Below are 17830 nucleotides of genomic sequence, written 5' to 3' on the forward strand. Positions count from 1 at the left end.
GTGAACGCTGGGCACAGCACAAGGTGCGGGTGCGTCGAAGATTTATCGCCAGCGCGGTCGTCGCGATCGAGAGGAAGGGTCCGTCGGCGACCGTGGAGGATGTCGTCCGTGTGGCGCACTCTGCTAAACCCAAGTTGTATAGGCATTTTGAAGACCGCAATGATCTGTTCGATGCGGTGGCGCAGGCTATGGTCGCCGCCGTCCGGCGGCAGCTGTCCGGGGCCGTCGACATGGGCATCCCGCCACAACAGTCCGCGCGGCGCGCTGCATCCCGCCTCATCGAGCTGGCGCGGCGGTTCCCGCAGTCGACCCGCTTTCTTTTCGAGCACCAGATGATCAGCGTGCGCGACAGGCCTGCCCCGGCTCTTCGGCCCGGCGGGGTCATTGCCGAACTCACCGCGGCGATCTCGTCGTTCCTCGAGCGCGTCAATGTGCACCCGGCGGGTGCTGATCAGTTGGCCGCCGCGTTGCTCGGCACGGCGGCTACCACGGCGATATGGCAAGTGGCGCAGAGTGATATGCCGGATGACGCCGGGGTTCAGCGCCTTGCGGAGATGTTGTGGGCCCCGGTCGACGCCTTCCTGCGATCCAAGGGCGTCATTGTCGATCCTGACCGAATGCTCGATCCGGCGGGGGTCGAGATAGCCCGCGCTGCGCTAGTGGACTTGCGGGGCGCGGGTCAGTCGCCGAGCTTCTTGTAGAAGCTGCCGACGATCGGGGCCACGATGGCACGCGGCGCGTAGCCCGCGGCCACCGACATCGCCTTGGAGGTGATGCCCGGGACGACACGCATCTTGTTGCGGTCCAGCGCATTCAACGAGACGCGTGCGGTGTACTCGCCGTTGATCCAGAGGAAGTCTGGAACCACCTTGTCGACGATCGATGCCTCGGCGGGGTCGGGTTCGACGGTGCGCACCGGTCCGGGCGCCAGCAGCGTGACGTGCACACCCGTGCCCTTGAGTTCACCGCGTAGCGACTCGGAGAAGGTGTTCGCGAACGCCTTGGTGGCCGCGTAGGTGGCGTTGTTGGGGATGGGGGAGTTACCCGCCGCGGATCCAGAGATCAGGATGCCGCCGGCTCCGCGCTCAAGCATTCCGGGTAACACCGCCAGCGTAAGATCATGCACCGCAACAGCATTGAGCTGTACCTGCTTGCGTTCCCCCTCAGGGTCCAGGCCGCGGATCGGCCCGAACGTCGCGGTTCCCGCGTTGTTGCACAGGATCGAGATGTTGCGCTCGGAGAGTTCCTTGCACAACGCGTCGCGTGCGCCGGGGTCGGCGAGGTCTACCGCGCGCACCTCGACGATGACACCCGTCTTCTCGGTCAGGCTGTTGGCGAGGTCGTTGAGAATCTCGCCGCGACGGGCGGTGATGATGAGGCTGTGTCCGCGGGCGGCAAGCTCTTCGGCGAGCGCCGCTCCGATCCCTTGGGAGGCTCCGGTGACGACGGCGCGGGCTTCGGGACTTGGTGCGGGTATCGGCATGGGGCAATCGTAAAGGTTTGCGATGAGCGCTTGCGTGAAGAGCGTCAGGCGGCGTAGAGCGCTTGCGTGAAGAGCGTCAGGCGGCGTAAACGGGCCGGGTTACGCTGGTCGGTAATGAGTATCCCTGGGGTCGAAGAGCCTGTGGGGCGTCAAGACCCGGGACCCGGTCGACAATTGGACACCCCCACCTCGCGTGGTCGCATCGCCGCGTGGGCGGCATTCGACTGGGGTTCTGCGGCCTTCAACACCGTCATCGTGATGTTCATCTTCACGCCCTACCTGACCGGCCGTGTCGGTGCGGGTATGCCCGATGGCGTGCCGCAGGGCCTGCTGGGCTGGATGATGGGCCTCGGCGGTGTGCTGGTCTTCCTGCTCGCACCGGTGATCGGGGTCTGGGCGGACACCCCGCGGCGCAGGCGTGTCGCGCTGGGCACGCTGACCTCGCTGGTAGTGGTGGTGGCTACCGCGATGAGCATGGTGCGCGAGGATAATCGCTACCTCTGGCTGGGTCTCGGATTGTATTGCGCGGGTTCGGTATTCAACGAGCTGGCGCAGGTTCCCTATAACGCGATGCTGCACGGGCTCACCACACCGGCCAATGCCTCACGGGTGTCCGGACTGGGCTTGGCGGCCGCCTACATCGGCGGTGTCGTCGTCCTCCTGGTGTGTTACCTGGGCTTCATCTCGGGGGATGGCCCGACCCGCGGTCTCTTCCACATACCCGCCGCCGACGGATACGACGTGCGCGTGTCCGCGCTCCTGGCGGGCGCGTGGTTCGCGGTGTTCGCTTTGCCACTGGTGCTCACTCGGCCGCTGGCCGATCCCGGGGCCCCGCCGGCCAGCTCGCCCGGGCTGCTCGGGGTGTACCGGGAGCTGTGGCGCGATCTGGTCGAGCAGTGGCATATGGATCGGCGCATCATCTATTTCCTGGCGGCGAGTGCGATCTTCCGTGACGGGATGGTGGCGATGTTCGCGTTGACACCCGTCATCGCCAATGGGGTGTTCCACCTGTCCGGAGCGGACATCACGTTGTTCGGGGTGGCCGGGAACGTGATGGCGGCGGTCGGTGCGGTGGTGGGCGGATTGGTCGACACCCGGTTGGGGTCCAAGGGGATCATCATCGGTTCGCTGACCGCGATCGTCACTCTTGGGGTTGTGATGATGTGCCTGACGGGTGAATCGGCGTTCTGGATCTGTGGGCTCGCCATCGCGGCATTCGTCGGGCCACCTCAGTCGGCGGCCCGAACGCTGGTGTTGCGGATGGCGCCGGTTGGCCGGGAGGCCTTCGTCTTCGGTCTGTACACCATGACGGGGCGGGCGGTCTCTTTCGTCGGCCCGTGGCTGTTCGCCACGTTCGCGTTGCTATTCCACGCCACCAGGGCGGGAATCGCCGGGCCGGTGGTGATGATCGCTCTGGGTCTGGTCGCGGTGATGCTCGTCAAGGTCCCCCGTTACGACCCTGTCCTTGGTGAAAACGTCAGCGGTGCAAGCTAGCCCAGGGTGCTGCAGGTTGCCATCTTCCCCGAGGTGGCGCTCTTCTGCGCCCCGTTGACCAACAGGGTGCAGGACACGTCGTGCGAGAAATCGGCGGCGATCACCACGGCGTTCGTTACCTGCTCGGTGTTCAGCTTGACCTCTTTGTGCCAGGGCAGCTTGACGTTGAACTCCATTTGCAGCGAACCACTGGCATCGAAGTAGGTGATGTTGAGGGCGGGTCCGTGGCCCGCGACCTCGTAGACGACGCTCTCCGTCGCGGCCTGGCTTCGCTGTGTGGGCGGGTTCACCGGGATCGGTGGAATGGTGAAGCTCGGAAGCGGCGGGATGGTCGGCCGGCTGGGCGCTGTCGTCGTCGAGGTCCGGGTGGACGGAGTGGGAACGACGGTTGGGGGACGTTCGTCTTGGCGCTGAATCAGTACGACCAACGTGATGATCAACGCGATGATGACCACCAGCGCGCCGATCCCCACGACCCACAGCCAGAAGGTGTTCGATCGGCGTGGAGGCTCGGGATCCTGCGGCGGGGGGCCGTACGACCCGTACTGCTGCGGCAGCACCGCCGTTTGATTCGGCTGGGCAGCGCCGGACAGCGCGGGATACTCGAATGCCTGTGACGCGTAGGCCGGATCTTCGGGGTAGTCCAACGGCTGGTTGGACTGCGGCCACGAACCGTATGACGTGGAGCCGCTTGCGGCGGCCGCGTCGTCGCGACGGTTGCTGTCCATGGCCGTCAGGGTACCCGTCAAGCCATCAATGCAGGTGAAAGCCGGTCGGCCGTGTTTTCGGCGGTTATCGCCAGATGTGGGTGAATGGCGGGGTTGCGCTGTGATCCCGGTCACGGTACGGCACGATAGGGGCCATGACAGTGACCGAATCAGCGGCTTCCGAGAGCACACCACCGAAGAAACACAAGGACCGTACACATTGGCTGTATATCGCGGTCATAGTCGCGGTGGTGCTCGGTGTGATCGTCGGCATGCTGTGGCCGGGGTTCGGCAAGTCGGTGGGTGTGCTCGGTGAGATATTCGTCAGCCTCATCAAGATGATGATCAGCCCGGTGATCTTCTGCACGATCGTGCTGGGCATCGGATCGGTGCGCAAGGCCGCCAGCGTGGGCCGGGTCGGCGGGTTGGCGTTCGTGTATTTCCTGGCGATGTCGACCGTCGCGTTGGCGATCGGACTCGTCGTCGGCAACCTGCTCGCGCCCGGTACGGGTTTGCATCTTTCCGGCGCGAATCAGGGGGCCGGGGCCAAGTACGCGGACCAGGCTCATGCCGCCGGTGGAACCTGGTATTTCATCAAATCGATTGTGCCGGAGACCATGTTCTCGGCGTTGACCTCAGGCAGTGTGCTGCAGACCCTGTTCATCGCGTTATTGGTCGGCTTCGCGGCGCAAGCGCTGGGATCTACCGGCGAGTCGATTGTGCGTGGTGTCGGGATGCTGCAAAAGCTGGTCTTCAAGGTCCTCATCATGGTGCTCTGGTTGGCGCCCATCGGCGCCTTCGGCGCCATCGCGAATGTGGTGGGCCAGACCGGCTGGGATGCGGTCAAGGAGCTGGGCACTCTGATGCTGGGTTTCTACGTGACATGCGCGATCTTCATTTTCGGGGTGCTGGGTGCACTGTTGTGGGCGGTATCGCGGGTGTCGATCTTCCGGCTGGTGCGCTATCTGGCGCGCGAGTACCTGCTGATCGTCTCGACCTCATCCTCCGAATCGGCCCTGCCGCGGCTGATCGCGAAGATGACCCATTTAGGTGTCGACAAGTCGACGGTGGGAATTGTTGTTCCGACCGGGTATTCGTTCAACCTGGACGGGACCGCGATCTATCTGACGATGGCCTCGTTGTTCGTCGCCGACGCCATGGGTGCGCCGCTGTCGGTGGGGCAGCAGATCTCGCTGCTGGCGTTCATGATGATCGCCTCCAAGGGTGCGGCCGGCGTGACCGGCGCCGGAATGGCCACGCTGGCAGGTGGATTGCAAAGCCACCGGCCGGATCTGGTCGATGGGGTCGGCATGATCGTCGGCATCGACCGATTCATGTCCGAGGCGCGGGCGCTGACCAATTTCTCCGGTAACGCGGTGGCCACCCTGCTCATCGCAACGTGGACCAAGACAATGAATCGCGACCGGATCAAGGCAGTGCTGTCTGGTGAGGATCCGTTCGACGAATCCACCATGCTCGACGATCACGCCGGGGCTGCTGAGGTCGAGAAGGTGCCCGCGCCGGTGGCCACCTGACGCCCGTCCGTGGTGTCAGTTCATTCGGTACGGGTAGTTGGCGACAATCGCGTCGGTGCGATCAATCAGGTTTGCGGTCAACACAATTCCCGTCTGATTGTGCAGGATCTGGTGCCAGCGGCGCTTGGTCTTGATCTCCGTGATGAGCACCGTCACCTGGCGGCCGTCGCACTGACGTTTCTTGACGTACTCGACCAGCGGAGTGACCAGTGAGCGGTGTTTGGTGGGCAGGACCACGAGCTCTAGCCCCGGATTCCATTCCTCCCAGCGCTTGGTAATCGCTTCGGCCTTCTGGTCGGTGCGGCTGATGATGACCGGGACTACCTCACCCCCGAGATGTAGCGCCGCCTCCAGGAGCTGGACGGTGCGCTTGTTGATGTCATCGATCGGCACGATCACCAGCGGCGTCTGATCCGGCGGGTTAGGGGTGAGGGCCGGCAATTCGTCGAGGGCCAGTTCGCGTTTCACGCCCTGGTAGTAGTTCTCGGTACGCCCGAACAGTAGAACCAGTGACGGGATGATGATGAGGAGAACCCAGGCGCCCTCGGTGAACTTGCTGACGAAGAACACCACCATCGCGATGGCGGACAGTACCGCGCCGAACCCGTTGAGTGCGGCCTTCCACTGCCAGCCGGTTGTGCGAGCGCCAAACCAGTGCTTGACCAATCCGGCTTGGCTGATGGTGAATCCGATGAAGACACCGATCGCGAAGAGTGGCAGCAGCCGGTGGGTGTCGGCATCACTCGCGACGAGAATGATCGCGGAAAACAGTGCCAGGGCAATGACGCCGTAGCGGTAGACCGGCTTCTCGGCCCGCAGCCCGAACAGGTGCGGCATCCGGTCGTCCTTGGCCAGCAAACTCATCAGCACGGGCAGTCCGCCGAAACTGGTGTTGGCGGCGAATCCGAGGATCAGTGCGACGGTGACGTTGGTGACGTAGAACGGCCATCCGGTGCCGAACGCCGCAGCAGACAGCTGCGCCAGAATGGTGACGTCGCCGCGGGGGACCACGTGATGGGCCTTGATGAGGACGCTGAGCCCGATCAACATCAGACCCAACAGGATTCCGAGCGCAACTTCGGTGTTCTGGGCCCGCTTGATGGCGGGTGTCTTGAACGCGGGGACGCCGTTGGCGATCGCCTCGACACCTGTCAAGGAGGAACAGCCTGCCGCGAAGGCCTTCAGAACCAGGATGATTCCCAGCGCGCTCATCGGCTCGACGGGGCCGAGATCCTTGCCGATGACGGCCACCGGCGTGGAGTGCATCAGGCCAAAGACGATCACCGCGATGATGCAGACGATGAACAGTAACGTCGGCAGCATCAGTACTTTGGCCGACTCGCTGATCCCGATCAGGTTGATCACCGTCAGGATCGCCAGGCCGATCAACGTGATGGACAACAGATGCGGCGCCAGCGAGGGAAAGGCGCTCGCCAGGCTCGCCGCACCCGCGGCAAGGCTCACCGCGACGGTCAACACGTAGTCGACGACCAAGCTCGCTGCCGCCAACAGGCTGGCGCCGCGGCCTAGATCCTTCTTGGCGACGGCGTACGAGCCGCCGCCTTCGGGATGTACGGCGATCACCTGTCGGTAGGAGAACACCAGCACGATCAACAGCACGGTGATGGCGATGGCCACCGGGAGGGTGAAGGAGATGGCGCCGACCCCGCCGGCGATCAAGGCCAGCACGATGGCCTCGGGGCCGTATGCGACCGAGGAGAGCGCGTCGAGGGAGAGCGCCGCGAGTCCGCCTACGGCGGTCAGTTTGTGGGCGTCGTCCTTGAGGACCCGGCGCAGCCGGGGGTCGGCTACGCGCTGCGGTCTGGGCTTGGTGGGAGGGGCTGAAACCACCGGGGGAGAATAGGCACAGACATGGCCGTTTTCGTGGTTCTTTACGCAATCTTGAGGCCCTGAACATGGTGGTGCCCGGCAGTGCGACAGTGGTGTCAATCACGATGACATCGGCGAACCTATGTCCAATGAGGTCAACGGATGTAGACTCACCCGCATGAAGGGACTCAGTCTTACTGCGATGATCGCGATGGGTGCGGGTGCTGCGGCGATCGCCATGGCCTCCCCGGCACACGCCGACGATGTCAGCTTCAACGAGACGTTGCACTCCTACGGCATCTACGCGCCGCCGGACAAGACTGCTTACCTCGGCAAGATCGCGTGCCACCGGCTGGACACCGGCCTGGACAAGGACGCCTACCAGTCCACCGATTTCCTGGCCAAGAACCTTGACCGGAAGAGTTCCACCGAGCAGAAGTGGCAGTTCCTGTCCGCGTCCATCGACGAGTACTGCCCGGAGCAGCGGCCCGTTCTGGAACGCGCCGCCAACCGCACCTAAGCCGGTTCGTTCTTAACCGCGCTCAGCGAGCGCGGTTAAGAACGTCGAGTACCTGTGCCACCAGCTCGTCGATATCGGCCCCGGTGGTGTCCAGGATGAGCTCAGGATTCTCCGGAGCTTCATAGGGTGCCTCGACACCCGTCAAACCCTTCAACTCACCCGCGCGGGCCCGCGCATACAGCCCCTTAGGGTCTCGTTTCTCGCATTCGGCCAGCGGTGTGGCGATATACACCTCGATGAACGGCAGCTTCGCCGCGGCATTGATGCTGCGTGCGGTCTCGCGGTCGGAGCGCAGCGGCGATACAAGTGAAGCCAGGGCCACCACTCCGGCATCGGCGAACAGGCGCGTCAGGTGCGACACCCGGCGGATGTTCTCGGCGCGGTCGCCCGGAGAGAACCCGAGGTCATCGGAGAGTCCATGACGCAGGTTGTCGCCGTCGAGCAGGTACGCGACCTGCCCGGATTCCACCAGTGCGCGTTCCACCGCTACCGCAATGGTCGACTTGCCCGATGCCGGTAGGCCGGTGAACCAGATGATCGCGCCGCGCTGCGTGGTGCTGTCCCAACGGTATTCGCGGTCCAGCGCCGACGGATGCCAGCGGATGTCGGTACGCGAGTGCGTCTCCGGTTTGACCTCGCGCGCCTCGATGATGGTTCCGGCGCCGACGGTGTCGTTGGACGCCTCGTCGATCAGAATGAACGCGCCGCTGTCCCGGCTATCGGCGTAGGAGTCGGCCACCACGACCGAACTGGTGCGCAGGGTGACCGCGCCGATATCGTTGAGCGCCAACTCGACCGGTCCGTCGAGTTCGTCGAGTGTCTCCGGATCCAGGCGAGTATGCAGCGCCTGAACGGTGGCGCGCACGGTCCGGGTGCCCTGCTTGAGCGCCAGCCGATCTCCGGCGCGCAGCGGGCCGTTGGTGAACCAGCAGACCGTCGCATCCAGCTCGCGGGCCAGCACGGGTAACACCGCGTCTTCGGCACCGCTCACCAGCACATCGCCGCGGCCCACGTCGATATCGTCGGCCAATTCGATAGAAACCGACAGCGGAGCCACACCGGTGGAGCGGTTTTCGTCCAGGGTGTCGACCACCGTCACCGTTGATCGGGTTCCCGAGGGTAGGTTCACCACCTGATCTCCGACGCTGAGCGTGCCCGCGGCCAGCCGGCCGGTGTATCGGCGACGCTGTTCTGCGGTGGGGCGCGAGACCCACTGCACCGGCAGGCGCAGCTTGGCGGCCTCGGGCTGCGGGGGCGAAAGCTCCACGCCTTCAAGGTATTCGAGCAAGGTCGGTCCCGAGTACCAGGGTGTGTTCTCGGAGCGGTGCACCACGTTGTCGCCGTGCTTGGCGGCGATCGGAATGACCGTGATGTCCACCTTGCCGAGTCGGTCGGCCAGTAGATGCAGCTCGCGATCGACCTCCGCGAACCGCTGTGCATCGAAGTCGACCAGGTCAATCTTGTTCACCGCTGCCACGAAGTGCTTGATACCCAACACCTTTGCGATACGGGCGTGGCGGCGGGTTTGACGCAGCACCCCGGCTCGCGCGTCGACCAGCAGGATCGCCACATGGGCGTTGGAGGCGCCGGTGAACATGTTGCGGGTGTAACGCTCGTGGCCGGGGGTGTCGGCCAGGATGTAGCTACGGCTTTCGGTGGAGAAGAACCGGTATGCCACATCGATCGTGATGCCCTGTTCGCGTTCGGCGCGCAGGCCATCGGAAAGCGCTGCGAGGTCGGCGTTTCCCTCGTCGTCGGTGACGGCTTCCAGATGGTCGACCGGCAGGCTGTCGGTGTCGTGCAGCAGCCGCCCGATGAGCGTGCTTTTGCCGTCGTCCACGGAACCGGCCGTGGCGATGCGCAGTAGTTGGCGGGTATCCACCGCGGTGTGGGTGCTCATCAGAAGTAGCCCTCTCGTTTCCGGTCTTCCATGGCGGCTACGGACGTGCGGTCGTCGGCGCGGGTCTCACCGCGCTCGGACACGGTGGCCGCGGAGATCTCCGCGATCACCCCTTCGATCTCGGTGGCCTGGGAACGCACGGCGCCGGTGATGGTCATATCGCCGACAGTGCGGTAACGCACCCATTCAGTGGCGGCTGTCTCGTCCGCAGTCGGGGTGGTGTACTCGGAGGTGGCCAGCAGAATCCCGTCACGCTCGAAGACCTCACGCTGGTGCGCGTAGTAGATCGACGGCAGCTCAAGGTCTTCCAGCTGGATGTAGCGCCAGATATCGAGTTCGGTCCAGTTGCTCAACGGGAAAACGCGCACCTGCTCACCCTTGCGGATGCGCCCGTTGTACAGCGACCACGGTTCGGGCCGCTGGGCCCGAGGATCCCACTGCCCGAACTCATCCCGGAAGCTCAGGATGCGCTCTTTGGCTCGCGCACGTTCTTCGTCGCGTCGCGCGCCACCGAATGCCGCGTCGAAACCGCCGGCCTCCAACGCATCCAACAGGGTGCGGGTCTGCTGACGGTTACGCGACGCACCCGGGCCCGGGTCGGCAACCCGTCCGGCGTCGATGGTTTCCTGCACCGAGGCGACGATCAGCTTGTGGTCGTGTCCGGTGGTGCGACGGTCACGGAATTCGATGACCTCGGGGAAGTTGTGTCCGGTGTCGACGTGCAGAACCGGGAACGGCAGTGGCGCCGGACGGAAGGCCTTCTCCGCCAGCCGCAGCAGCACGATCGAGTCCTTGCCTGCCGAGAACAGCAGCACGGGGCGTTGCAGCTCGGCGACCACCTCGCGGATGATGTGCACCGCCTCGGCCTCCAACAGCCGAAGCTCGTTGACCTGCAACAAATCTGGTGTCGTCGCGGTATCGCTCATACCGGCAACCCCTCTCGTTCGGCGTCGATCCGGTATCGGTCCACCCAGTCGTCGGACCGCTGATCTGCTTGTCGTTCCAGCACCGGCGGCGGCGCCAGCCGGGGGTCTTGGCCGAGTGCCTCAAGTACGGTGCCGACCACCTCGGTCAGGTTGCGCCACAGGTATGGGTACGAGACATCGATCGGTTGGATGTTCTCCTCGGCGAACCAGCGGCGCCATCCCGCCTCCTGGGCCTGCAGCATCGTGATGACGTGCGCGATGGCGCCGGCGTGGTATTCGGCACGGGCGTCACGCACCGGGTCGGGGCGCCCGCGCCACACCCGGGTCTGCACCGCGCGCCAGAACGAAACCGCCTGGGACACAACGTCTGGGCGGTACACGTGTACCAATACCGGATCGCTTCCGACGACATCGCGTATCGCGGCCAGCAGACCTTCACCGGAACGATCGGGAAGTCCCTCGGCGCGGTTCAGCAGCAGCGGGGTCTGGTTCCACATGAGCTTGCCACCCCAGATTCCGTTCGGGGTGCGCCCAACGGTGCGGATGTAATCGCGCCAGATGGTGGGCGGTGCCAGGTCGGGCTTGCCCTCGTCCAGCGGATCGAGCAGACGCAGGATCGACTCGTCCTGTGTGTCGGCGAACCATTCGCGCGGCTGCGGGGACATGCTCGTGGTCGGCAGGTACTGGAAGAACTCCTGCGGTTCACCGGCCACACCGGTCGCGCGCAGGGATTCGACCAGCAGGGTGCTGCCGCTGCGCTGGGACGCGAGCACCAGATATGCGGTGGGATGGTCGGACATGCGCAGTAGCCTAACGGTAATTGTTTTGCATTCGAATAATTGGGTTCGCCATGAATTGCAATCACATCGAACAAAACTATTGTTCGATACCGCGTTCGTCCGCAATGGCGGAACGGTTAGCTCCCGGTCTGCCGTGGATCCGTAGGAATGTCTCGGTGTACCGAGCGGAAATGCGTGTGCCCGCAAAATCAGAGGGGATCACGTCGAAGGTCTGCTCGCGCCAATCGTTCAGGCGCAGCGACAGATCGTTGGCGATGGCCTCGGACTCCTCGTTGGCGTCGAGTCCGAGCAGGTTATGTGCCTCTTCCGGGTCGGCCTGGAGGTTGTAGAGCTCGCGGTGTGGCCGAGGGCCGGTGACGTGGCTGGCGACGGCGCGGCCCGGTGGGCTGTCGGCAATGTCCCATGGAAGATCCAGAACGGGCCGTGGCGCGTAATTCTCGATATAGCTGTAATTCTTTGTCCGAATAGCTCGAATAGGGTCAAAGGAATCGTGATAAGTCTTGGTGGTAAATACCTCGGATCGGACTTCTTCAGGTTCGCCCGATGGTTTATCGATATTGCCGGCGTGGGAAACACCCTGAATCTCTTCAGGAATGTCGATACCGAGTAGTTCCAAAAGGGTGGGCAGCAGATCGACCCCGCTGAAGAGCTCGTCGTACCGACGCGGCTCAATGGAGCGACCGCGTGGGGGCCGCACGATCAACGAGATGCCGGTGCCGGCGTCGTACAGGGTGGATTTGGCCCGTGGCAATGCCGGGCCGTGGTCGGTCATGAAGACCACCCAGGTGCTCTGGTCCAATCCCGTCTCGGTCAATACCTCGAGCAGTTCGCCGACTTTGGCGTCGGCCACCGTGATGGAGCCGTAGAACTCGGCAAGGTCATCGCGCACCTCGGGGGTGTCGGGCAGATAGTCAGGGACATTCACCGTCTCGGCATCGGAGGGTTCATAGCGTTCCCGGGGAAAGGGGCGGTGCGTCTCGAAAAATCCAGCGGTGAGCAGAAACGGGGCAGTGGGGGAATTGCGTAACCAGCGGGTCGCATGTTCCACCACGTATTCGCAATACGAGTTGGAGACGTCGTACTCGTCGAATCCCAGCGTGGCCGGATACGCCGATTCATGCTGCATTCCGAACAGTGCTGTGTGCCAGCCCGATCCGGACAAAATGTGCGGGAGTGTGCGCACCCCGGCGCGATATTCCCAGCCGTGATGTGCCAGGCCGATAAGACCATTGCTCTGCGGATATCGCCCGGTGAAAAGGGAGCCGCGCGACGGCGAACACAGCGGCGCGGTGGCGTGTGCGCGGGTGAACAGGATGCCTTCGGCGGCAAGCTGGTCCAGATGGGGGCTGGACACATCAGGGTGCCCGTAGACGCCCAGGTAGCGACCGAGGTCGTGCCAATGGACGATCAGAACATTGTCCCGTGACGCTTCGGCCACTGTGCTCCCTTCCCGAGGTTCAACGCTTCAGAGAACAGTGTGCCTTGCGTTTCTGGCAATCCTTCGGCTCACGGCGAACGGCTACCCCTCAGCGTGATCCCCAATGCCAGGGCGGTGCCTTCAGTGGCTCGAGTCCCACGATCTGGGTCTCGCCCCAATCTTTGACGAGTTCAAGTCGCACCGCCGTCCCTGCATCGTCGAATCGGTCGTGCTCACCCGCGAGGACGTCGCGCAATGGGCGGGCGGCAAGGTGATCCAGCAGGGCGCGTGCATGGGTGATCACCACCACCTGAGTTTTGGCGGCAGCGGCCCGAATGAGCGTTGCGAGCGGAGCGATGAGGTCGGGGTGCAGGGAGGTCTCGGGTTCGTTGAGCACCATCAGCGGCGGCGGCTCGGGACTGAGCAGCGCAGCGGCCCAGAGCAGGAAGCGCAGGGTGCCATCGGACAATTCCGCCGCCCGCAGCGGCCGCAGCATGCCGGGCTGCTGCACCTGAAGATCGAACATCCCCTCACTGACGGCCACCGCGACCGACGCACCATCAAAGGCGGCGGCGACGGCCGTGTCCAAGGTGTCGCTGCGCGTCTCGATGATGGTCTGGATGGCTGCCGCCAAATCGCTGCCGTCATTCGACAACACCGTTGTCCGCGTGCCGATCTGACGTTGACGTGCCGGTGCGAGCGCGTCGACGCGAAATCCGTCGTAGAACCTCCAGCCGCGGAGTGTGTCCCTGACAGCACCCAGTTCCGGGAATTTGTCGGGGAATTCGGAGAGCACGCTGCGATGCGTCGGTAGCGAGCGGCTGAATCCCTCGAATCCGCGCCCCGAATCCGGGCGAGCTTCTACCACCGGGCGAGTTCTTCGCACCAGGGTCGCGCTGGGGCGAAGGGACCGTCCGGTAAAGACGATCTCACGCTTGATCTCCGGATCGCGCCCGAACGCGGATTCGCTGGGTATCGGCAGGCCGAGATCGACGAGATAGCCGAAATCGGTTGATGCATAACCTAACTCAATTGACACTGGGCGAGTGCGCCTGGTGGGCTGGACGGCTCCGGTGCGGCGCGCGCCTTTGAGGTTCTCGGGCCCGGCCCACATGGCCGATTCCAGGCCGCCCTGCCGTGCCAGTGAGCCGATGATCTCGCCGCGGCCGCAATCGGCCAGTAGCTGCAAGGCTCGGTAGAGCGATGACTTTCCGGTGCCGTTGGCGCCGGTGACGACCGTCAGTTGGGCAAGTGGCAGTACAAGATCGCGCAGCGATCGATATCCCCGCACGGCGACGGTTGTCAACACGGGGCCAGGTTAGCCGGGGGTGCCGACAAGTGGCGATACGCTGCGACTGTGTTCCAGCGGATGCTGATGGCGATTGCGGTACTGCTGTGTCTCACGGGAGTTTCGGCATGCCGGACGGGCGCCGATTCTCTTGCACAGTGCCGGAACGTCTTCAGTCAAATGGATGCGAAGAATTGTCAGCTCACCTCGGCCGATTCGGTAGGGCTCCGATTCGAGAAATGGGTGGTTGGCACGTCCGCTCAGATTCGCATCTTCACCCGAAGCGGGATCATGGTGCAAACGGTCAGCTCGAAGATCGAGGGTTCCGCCGAGTCAGGTGTCATGCTCCTGCGAGATCTGGACGGCGACGGCCGCGACGAGTTGCTCCTTTCACTGGACACCGGTGGTGCGCACCCGAATTCGCAGTGGGCGTTGTGGCGCACGACCGGCGATTCCACGCAGTTCCGCGCGGTTCGTACCGGGATGCCGGACGACATCATGCATCGCGAGGGAGCGTTGTTCGGCAGCTCCTTCTGGCAGGTGGGGGATGGACTCGTCGCGGAGTACGGGACGGGTCCCACGCGCAGCTGGCTGACGCGGATCTACACATTCGAGGGGAGCCAGTTGGTTCCTATCGTGTCGGTTCAGAACGATGGATTTCGGTTGGACGGCAGCATGAGTCGGTGTCGGTTGGAGAAGGTGTACGACCTTGCGCGCATCGGTCTTACGGCAGACGAGGCACGGGATCGTTTCTGCGCCGCCACCGAAGAGCGTCAACGGCGTTAGATCACCCGGTTCTGTGCCTCGAGAGTGTTCGGTGTTCGGTACCATCACCCCGCATGGGGCTCGAGGGGATGCGCAAGTTAGCCATTGCGACGGCTGTGGTGACCATCAACCTGATCGGATCACTTTGTTCCGCAGCGCCGGCGATCGCGGCTCCCGAGTTCCCGGACATCGACTCACTGCCCATGGCCTCGATCAAATATCCCGCGGGCTTCGACCCGACCGACGGGAAACAGTGGCCAATCGAGAACATCTTCTCGCCCGCCGACGGGGTGTACTGCCGGTTGCGTCTGCAGGCGTGGGGGACCTTCCAAATGCCACCCGCGGATGTCGCCTGCGCGGGTGAGCTGCCTGGAATGCCGAACGGCGAGAACATCGCCCGTATTGACATCGGCACCTCAGGCGCCCCGCAGGCAAGATTCCTCAAGGGATCTAACTCCTTGGGGGACCTCAAAACATACCCGCACTTTTCTGCCGGGAAACAATTGCAAGTGTTTCTCAATGTTCGGAGCATTCTGATGTCGTGCGGCAGCGGCAATGGGGAGGATTTCATCTTCGCCTGCCATGCCTGGAAAAGCCTTGGCGAGGCCGATTTCCCTCCGCACGGCTTTGTGCTGGCCGCTTCGGGCAGCTGGGTGTTCTGAGGGGCGATGAAGCGCAAGATCGCTTCTGCACCGCCACGAGAGCATCGAGGGCGGATCGCGTACGGTCTGTTCGTCCGCAAGCCCGGCGAGGATCCCCCGAGCTCCTACCGTCCAAACCCCGCGTTGCGCAATGCGTCCGCCATCGAACCCGTCGGGCGGGCTTCTTCTCGCTGGCGGGAGCTCTTGTCGCGGTTCGGGTTTCGCCGCCCCTGATTCTTGTCATCGCGGTTCTTGTCGTCGCGACGGGGAGCGCTGGCGCGCTCGGGGCGCTTGCCCTGCTGCGGATCATCGTTGAGGCGTAGGGTCAGCCCGATGCGCTGACGGGGGATGTCCACTTCGGTGACCTTGACCCGGACCACCTGACCGGATTTGACCACCTCGTGGGGATCGGACACGTACCGGTCCGACATCGCCGAGACGTGCACGAGGCCGTCCTGATGCACGCCGACGTCAACAAACGCACCGAAGGCAGCCACGTTCGTCACGACGCCCTCCAACACCATGCCGACCTTCAGGTCCGACACCTTCTCGACGCCGGCGGCGAACGTAGCCGTGGTGAACGCCGGTCGCGGGTCGCGTCCCGGCTTCTCCAGCTCGCCGAGGATGTCTGTGACGGTGGGAATTCCGAACCGGTCGTCGGCGAAATCGGCGGGCTTGAGCGACCGCAGCGACCGCTCGTTGCCGATCAGCTCGGCAAGGGTCACGCCCGAGCGGTCCAGGATCTTGCGCACCACGGGATAAGACTCGGGGTGTACCCCGGACGCATCGAGCGGGTCGTCGCCTCCCTGGATCCGCAGGAATCCGGCGCATTGTTCAAAGGCCTTGGGGCCCAACCGGGGAACCTCCAGTAGTCCCTTGCGGCTCCGGAACGCGCCCGCCTTCTCGCGGTGCGCGACGATCGATTCCGCCAAGGACTCGGTGACCCCGGAAACACGCGCGAGCAGCGGTACCGAGGCCGTATTCAGGTCGACGCCGACAGCGTTCACCGCGTCTTCGACGACCGCGTTGAGGCTGCGGGCGAGCGTGCCCGGGGTGACGTCGTGCTGGTACTGGCCGACGCCGATCGACTTGGGCTCGATCTTGACCAACTCGGCCAACGGATCCTGCAGTCGCCGTGCGATCGACACCGCGCCACGCAATGTCACATCGAGGTCGGGAAGTTCGTGTGCGGCGTAGGCGGAGGCTGAGTACACCGACGCGCCGGCTTCACTCACCATCGCCTTGGTGGGCGCCTTGGCGCCTGCGGCCTTGATATCGGCGATGAGTTCGGCTGCCAGCGCATCGGTTTCACGTGACGCGGTTCCGTTGCCGACCGCGATCAGCTCGACATTGTGGCGGGCGACGAACGCCGCGAGGGTGGCCTTGGCCTCGTCCCACTTCTTCTGCGGCTGGTGCGGGTAGACCGCGCAGGTGTCCACCACCTTGCCGGTGCTGTCCACGACCGCCACTTTGACGCCGGTGCGGAAGCCGGGGTCAAGGCCCAGGGTGGCGCGCGTGCCCGCGGGCGCGGCCAGGAGCAGATCCTTGAGGTTGCGGGCGAAGACCCCGACAGCGTCTTCCTCGGCGCGCTGGCGCAGCTTGAGCCGCGCGTCGACGGAGGCGGAGAACATGAGTTTGGCGCGCCAGGCGACCCGAACGGTACCGGCCAGCCAGGGCGTCGCCGGGGTCTTGGCGGTCAGATTCACCCCGAGCGACTGCGCGACCATCGCCTCGTAGGGTGCGTCGTCGCCGCCGTCGAAGTTCAGCGACAAGACCTGTTCCTTCTCGCCCCGCATGACCGCGAGCACTCGGTGCGAGGGCATGCTCTCCAGGGATTCGGAGAATTCGAAGTAGTCGCGGTACTTCTGTGCCGCTTCGGTTTTCGCCGCATCCTCGGACCATGGGGCCGTGCGCAGGGCGCCATCCGCCCAGAACTTGGTGCGGGTGGCACCGACGAGCTCGGCATCCTCGGCCGCGCGCTCGATCAGGATGTGGCGGGCACCGTCCAGGGCGGCGTTGGCGTCGGCGACGTCTTCGGTGAGGAACTCGGTGGCCACCTCATCGGGCACCAGGCTCGGGTCCGCCAGCAGCCTGTCAGCCAGCGGCTCCAGGCCGGCTTCGCGGGCGATCTGCGCCTTGGTGCGCCGCTTGGGCTTGTAGGGCAGGTAGATGTCCTCGACACGTGCCTTGGTGTCGGCCGAGAGTAGCGCGGCCTTCAAGTCGTCGGTGAGCTTGCCCTGTTCCTCGATGGAGGACAGCACCGCGGCGCGTCGTTCGTCGAGTTCCCGCAGGTAACGCAGCCGCTCTTCGAGGCTGCGCAGCTGCCCGTCGTCCAGGCTGCCGGTGACCTCCTTGCGGTAACGCGCGATGAACGGGACCGTGGCACCCTCGTCGAGCAGCCGCACAGCCGCCGCGACCTGGGCCTCGGCGACTTCCAGTTCAGCAGCGAGGCGGGCATTTACAGATTTCACGGTCACGCTCTGAGTCACGCCGAGGGACCCTACCCAATGTTGGGGACAAGCTA

At 64.5% G+C, this 17830-nt stretch carries 15 protein-coding genes; 6 read left to right on the plus strand and 9 right to left on the minus strand.

The window, feature by feature from the left end:
- Positions 1-23 precede the first annotated feature (23 nt).
- Positions 24-701 (plus strand): TetR/AcrR family transcriptional regulator, encoded by a 678-nt coding sequence (locus tag B4393_RS02730; RefSeq protein WP_236743105.1) that lies wholly within the window; start codon positions 24-26, stop codon positions 699-701.
- Here B4393_RS02730 and cmrA read toward each other — a convergent pair.
- Positions 680-1483 (minus strand): mycolate reductase, encoded by an 804-nt coding sequence (cmrA, locus tag B4393_RS02735; protein WP_070935666.1) that lies wholly within the window; start codon positions 1481-1483, stop codon positions 680-682. The genes B4393_RS02730 and cmrA overlap by 22 nt on opposite strands.
- Before the next feature lie 174 nt (positions 1484-1657).
- Between cmrA and B4393_RS02740 the strand changes: the two genes are divergently transcribed.
- On the plus strand, positions 1658-2977 hold the full coding sequence (locus B4393_RS02740) for an MFS transporter (RefSeq protein ID WP_078332802.1): 1320 nt from the start codon (positions 1658-1660) through the stop codon (positions 2975-2977).
- On the opposite strand, the gene B4393_RS02745 is transcribed toward B4393_RS02740, so the two are convergent.
- Entirely contained in the window at positions 2974-3705 is a 732-nt protein-coding gene (locus B4393_RS02745; RefSeq protein WP_078332803.1) for an MmpS family transport accessory protein, read from the minus strand. The genes B4393_RS02740 and B4393_RS02745 overlap by 4 nt on opposite strands.
- Before the next feature lie 134 nt (positions 3706-3839).
- Between B4393_RS02745 and B4393_RS02750 the strand changes: the two genes are divergently transcribed.
- Positions 3840-5219 carry a cation:dicarboxylate symporter family transporter gene (locus tag B4393_RS02750; RefSeq protein ID WP_078332804.1) on the plus strand — a complete coding sequence of 460 codons (1380 nt, stop codon included), beginning with the start codon at positions 3840-3842 and terminating at the stop codon, positions 5217-5219.
- Positions 5220-5234: 15 nt separating this feature from the next.
- Here the strand turns inward: B4393_RS02750 and B4393_RS02755 are convergent, their stop codons facing one another.
- Positions 5235-7070: an APC family permease gene (locus B4393_RS02755; protein ID WP_078332805.1), complete on the minus strand. Its 1836-nt coding sequence runs from the start codon at positions 7068-7070 to the stop codon at positions 5235-5237.
- 157 nt (positions 7071-7227) lie between these two features.
- Between B4393_RS02755 and B4393_RS02760 the strand changes: the two genes are divergently transcribed.
- The gene (locus B4393_RS02760; protein WP_078279357.1) at positions 7228-7569 is read left to right on the plus strand and encodes a DUF732 domain-containing protein; all 342 of its coding nucleotides are present in this window, start codon (positions 7228-7230) and stop codon (positions 7567-7569) included.
- Between the two features lie 22 nt (positions 7570-7591).
- On the opposite strand, the gene cysC is transcribed toward B4393_RS02760, so the two are convergent.
- The 5 genes from cysC to B4393_RS02785 all read right to left on the minus strand — a co-directional run bounded on the left by cysC (position 7592) and on the right by B4393_RS02785 (position 13921).
- Positions 7592-9469 (minus strand): adenylyl-sulfate kinase, encoded by a 1878-nt coding sequence (cysC, locus tag B4393_RS02765; RefSeq protein WP_078332806.1) that lies wholly within the window; start codon positions 9467-9469, stop codon positions 7592-7594.
- Positions 9469-10395: a sulfate adenylyltransferase subunit CysD gene (cysD, locus tag B4393_RS02770; RefSeq protein WP_078332807.1), complete on the minus strand. Its 927-nt coding sequence runs from the start codon at positions 10393-10395 to the stop codon at positions 9469-9471. Before cysD ends, cysC begins: the two co-directional genes overlap by 1 nt.
- Positions 10392-11195, minus strand: a complete 804-nt coding sequence (gene stf0, locus B4393_RS02775) for a trehalose 2-sulfotransferase (RefSeq protein ID WP_078332808.1) — start codon at positions 11193-11195, stop codon at positions 10392-10394. Before stf0 ends, cysD begins: the two co-directional genes overlap by 4 nt.
- A 76-nt stretch (positions 11196-11271) precedes the next feature.
- Positions 11272-12633 (minus strand): sulfatase family protein, encoded by a 1362-nt coding sequence (locus B4393_RS02780; protein ID WP_078332809.1) that lies wholly within the window; start codon positions 12631-12633, stop codon positions 11272-11274.
- A gap of 88 nt (positions 12634-12721) precedes the next feature.
- On the minus strand, positions 12722-13921 hold the full coding sequence (locus tag B4393_RS02785) for an AAA family ATPase (protein WP_078332810.1): 1200 nt from the start codon (positions 13919-13921) through the stop codon (positions 12722-12724).
- 60 nt (positions 13922-13981) lie between these two features.
- On the opposite strand from B4393_RS02785, the gene B4393_RS02790 reads away from it, so the two are divergent.
- Positions 13982-14686, plus strand: a complete 705-nt coding sequence (locus tag B4393_RS02790; protein ID WP_413816124.1) for a hypothetical protein — start codon at positions 13982-13984, stop codon at positions 14684-14686.
- Positions 14687-14754: 68 nt separating this feature from the next.
- Positions 14755-15327 carry a hypothetical protein gene (locus tag B4393_RS02795; protein WP_078333003.1) on the plus strand — a complete coding sequence of 191 codons (573 nt, stop codon included), beginning with the start codon at positions 14755-14757 and terminating at the stop codon, positions 15325-15327.
- Between the two features lie 104 nt (positions 15328-15431).
- Here B4393_RS02795 and B4393_RS02800 read toward each other — a convergent pair whose 3' ends face one another.
- A complete protein-coding gene (locus tag B4393_RS02800; RefSeq protein WP_078332812.1) occupies positions 15432-17795 on the minus strand; it encodes a Tex family protein in 2364 nt (787 codons plus the stop codon).
- Positions 17796-17830 lie beyond the last annotated feature (35 nt).

The organism is Mycobacteroides franklinii, from assembly GCF_002013895.1.
Lineage (GTDB): Bacteria > Actinomycetota > Actinomycetes > Mycobacteriales > Mycobacteriaceae > Mycobacterium > Mycobacterium franklinii.

What these genes read in the sequence shown, in the direction of transcription:
- B4393_RS02790 (WP_413816124.1), top strand. Translation starts at nt 13,982, where the DNA reads ATGCTGATGGCGATTGCGGTACTGCTGTGTCTCACGGGAGTTTCGGCA.
- B4393_RS02745 (WP_078332803.1), bottom strand. Translation starts at nt 3,705, where the DNA reads ATGGACAGCAACCGTCGCGACGACGCGGCCGCCGCAAGCGGCTCCACG.
- B4393_RS02750 (WP_078332804.1), top strand. Translation starts at nt 3,840, where the DNA reads ATGACAGTGACCGAATCAGCGGCTTCCGAGAGCACACCACCGAAGAAA.
- cysC (WP_078332806.1), bottom strand. Translation starts at nt 9,469, where the DNA reads ATGAGCACCCACACCGCGGTGGATACCCGCCAACTACTGCGCATCGCC.
- cmrA (WP_070935666.1), bottom strand. Translation starts at nt 1,483, where the DNA reads ATGCCGATACCCGCACCAAGTCCCGAAGCCCGCGCCGTCGTCACCGGA.
- B4393_RS02760 (WP_078279357.1), top strand. Translation starts at nt 7,228, where the DNA reads ATGAAGGGACTCAGTCTTACTGCGATGATCGCGATGGGTGCGGGTGCT.
- stf0 (WP_078332808.1), bottom strand. Translation starts at nt 11,195, where the DNA reads ATGTCCGACCATCCCACCGCATATCTGGTGCTCGCGTCCCAGCGCAGC.
- B4393_RS02795 (WP_078333003.1), top strand. Translation starts at nt 14,755, where the DNA reads ATGCGCAAGTTAGCCATTGCGACGGCTGTGGTGACCATCAACCTGATC.
- cysD (WP_078332807.1), bottom strand. Translation starts at nt 10,395, where the DNA reads ATGAGCGATACCGCGACGACACCAGATTTGTTGCAGGTCAACGAGCTT.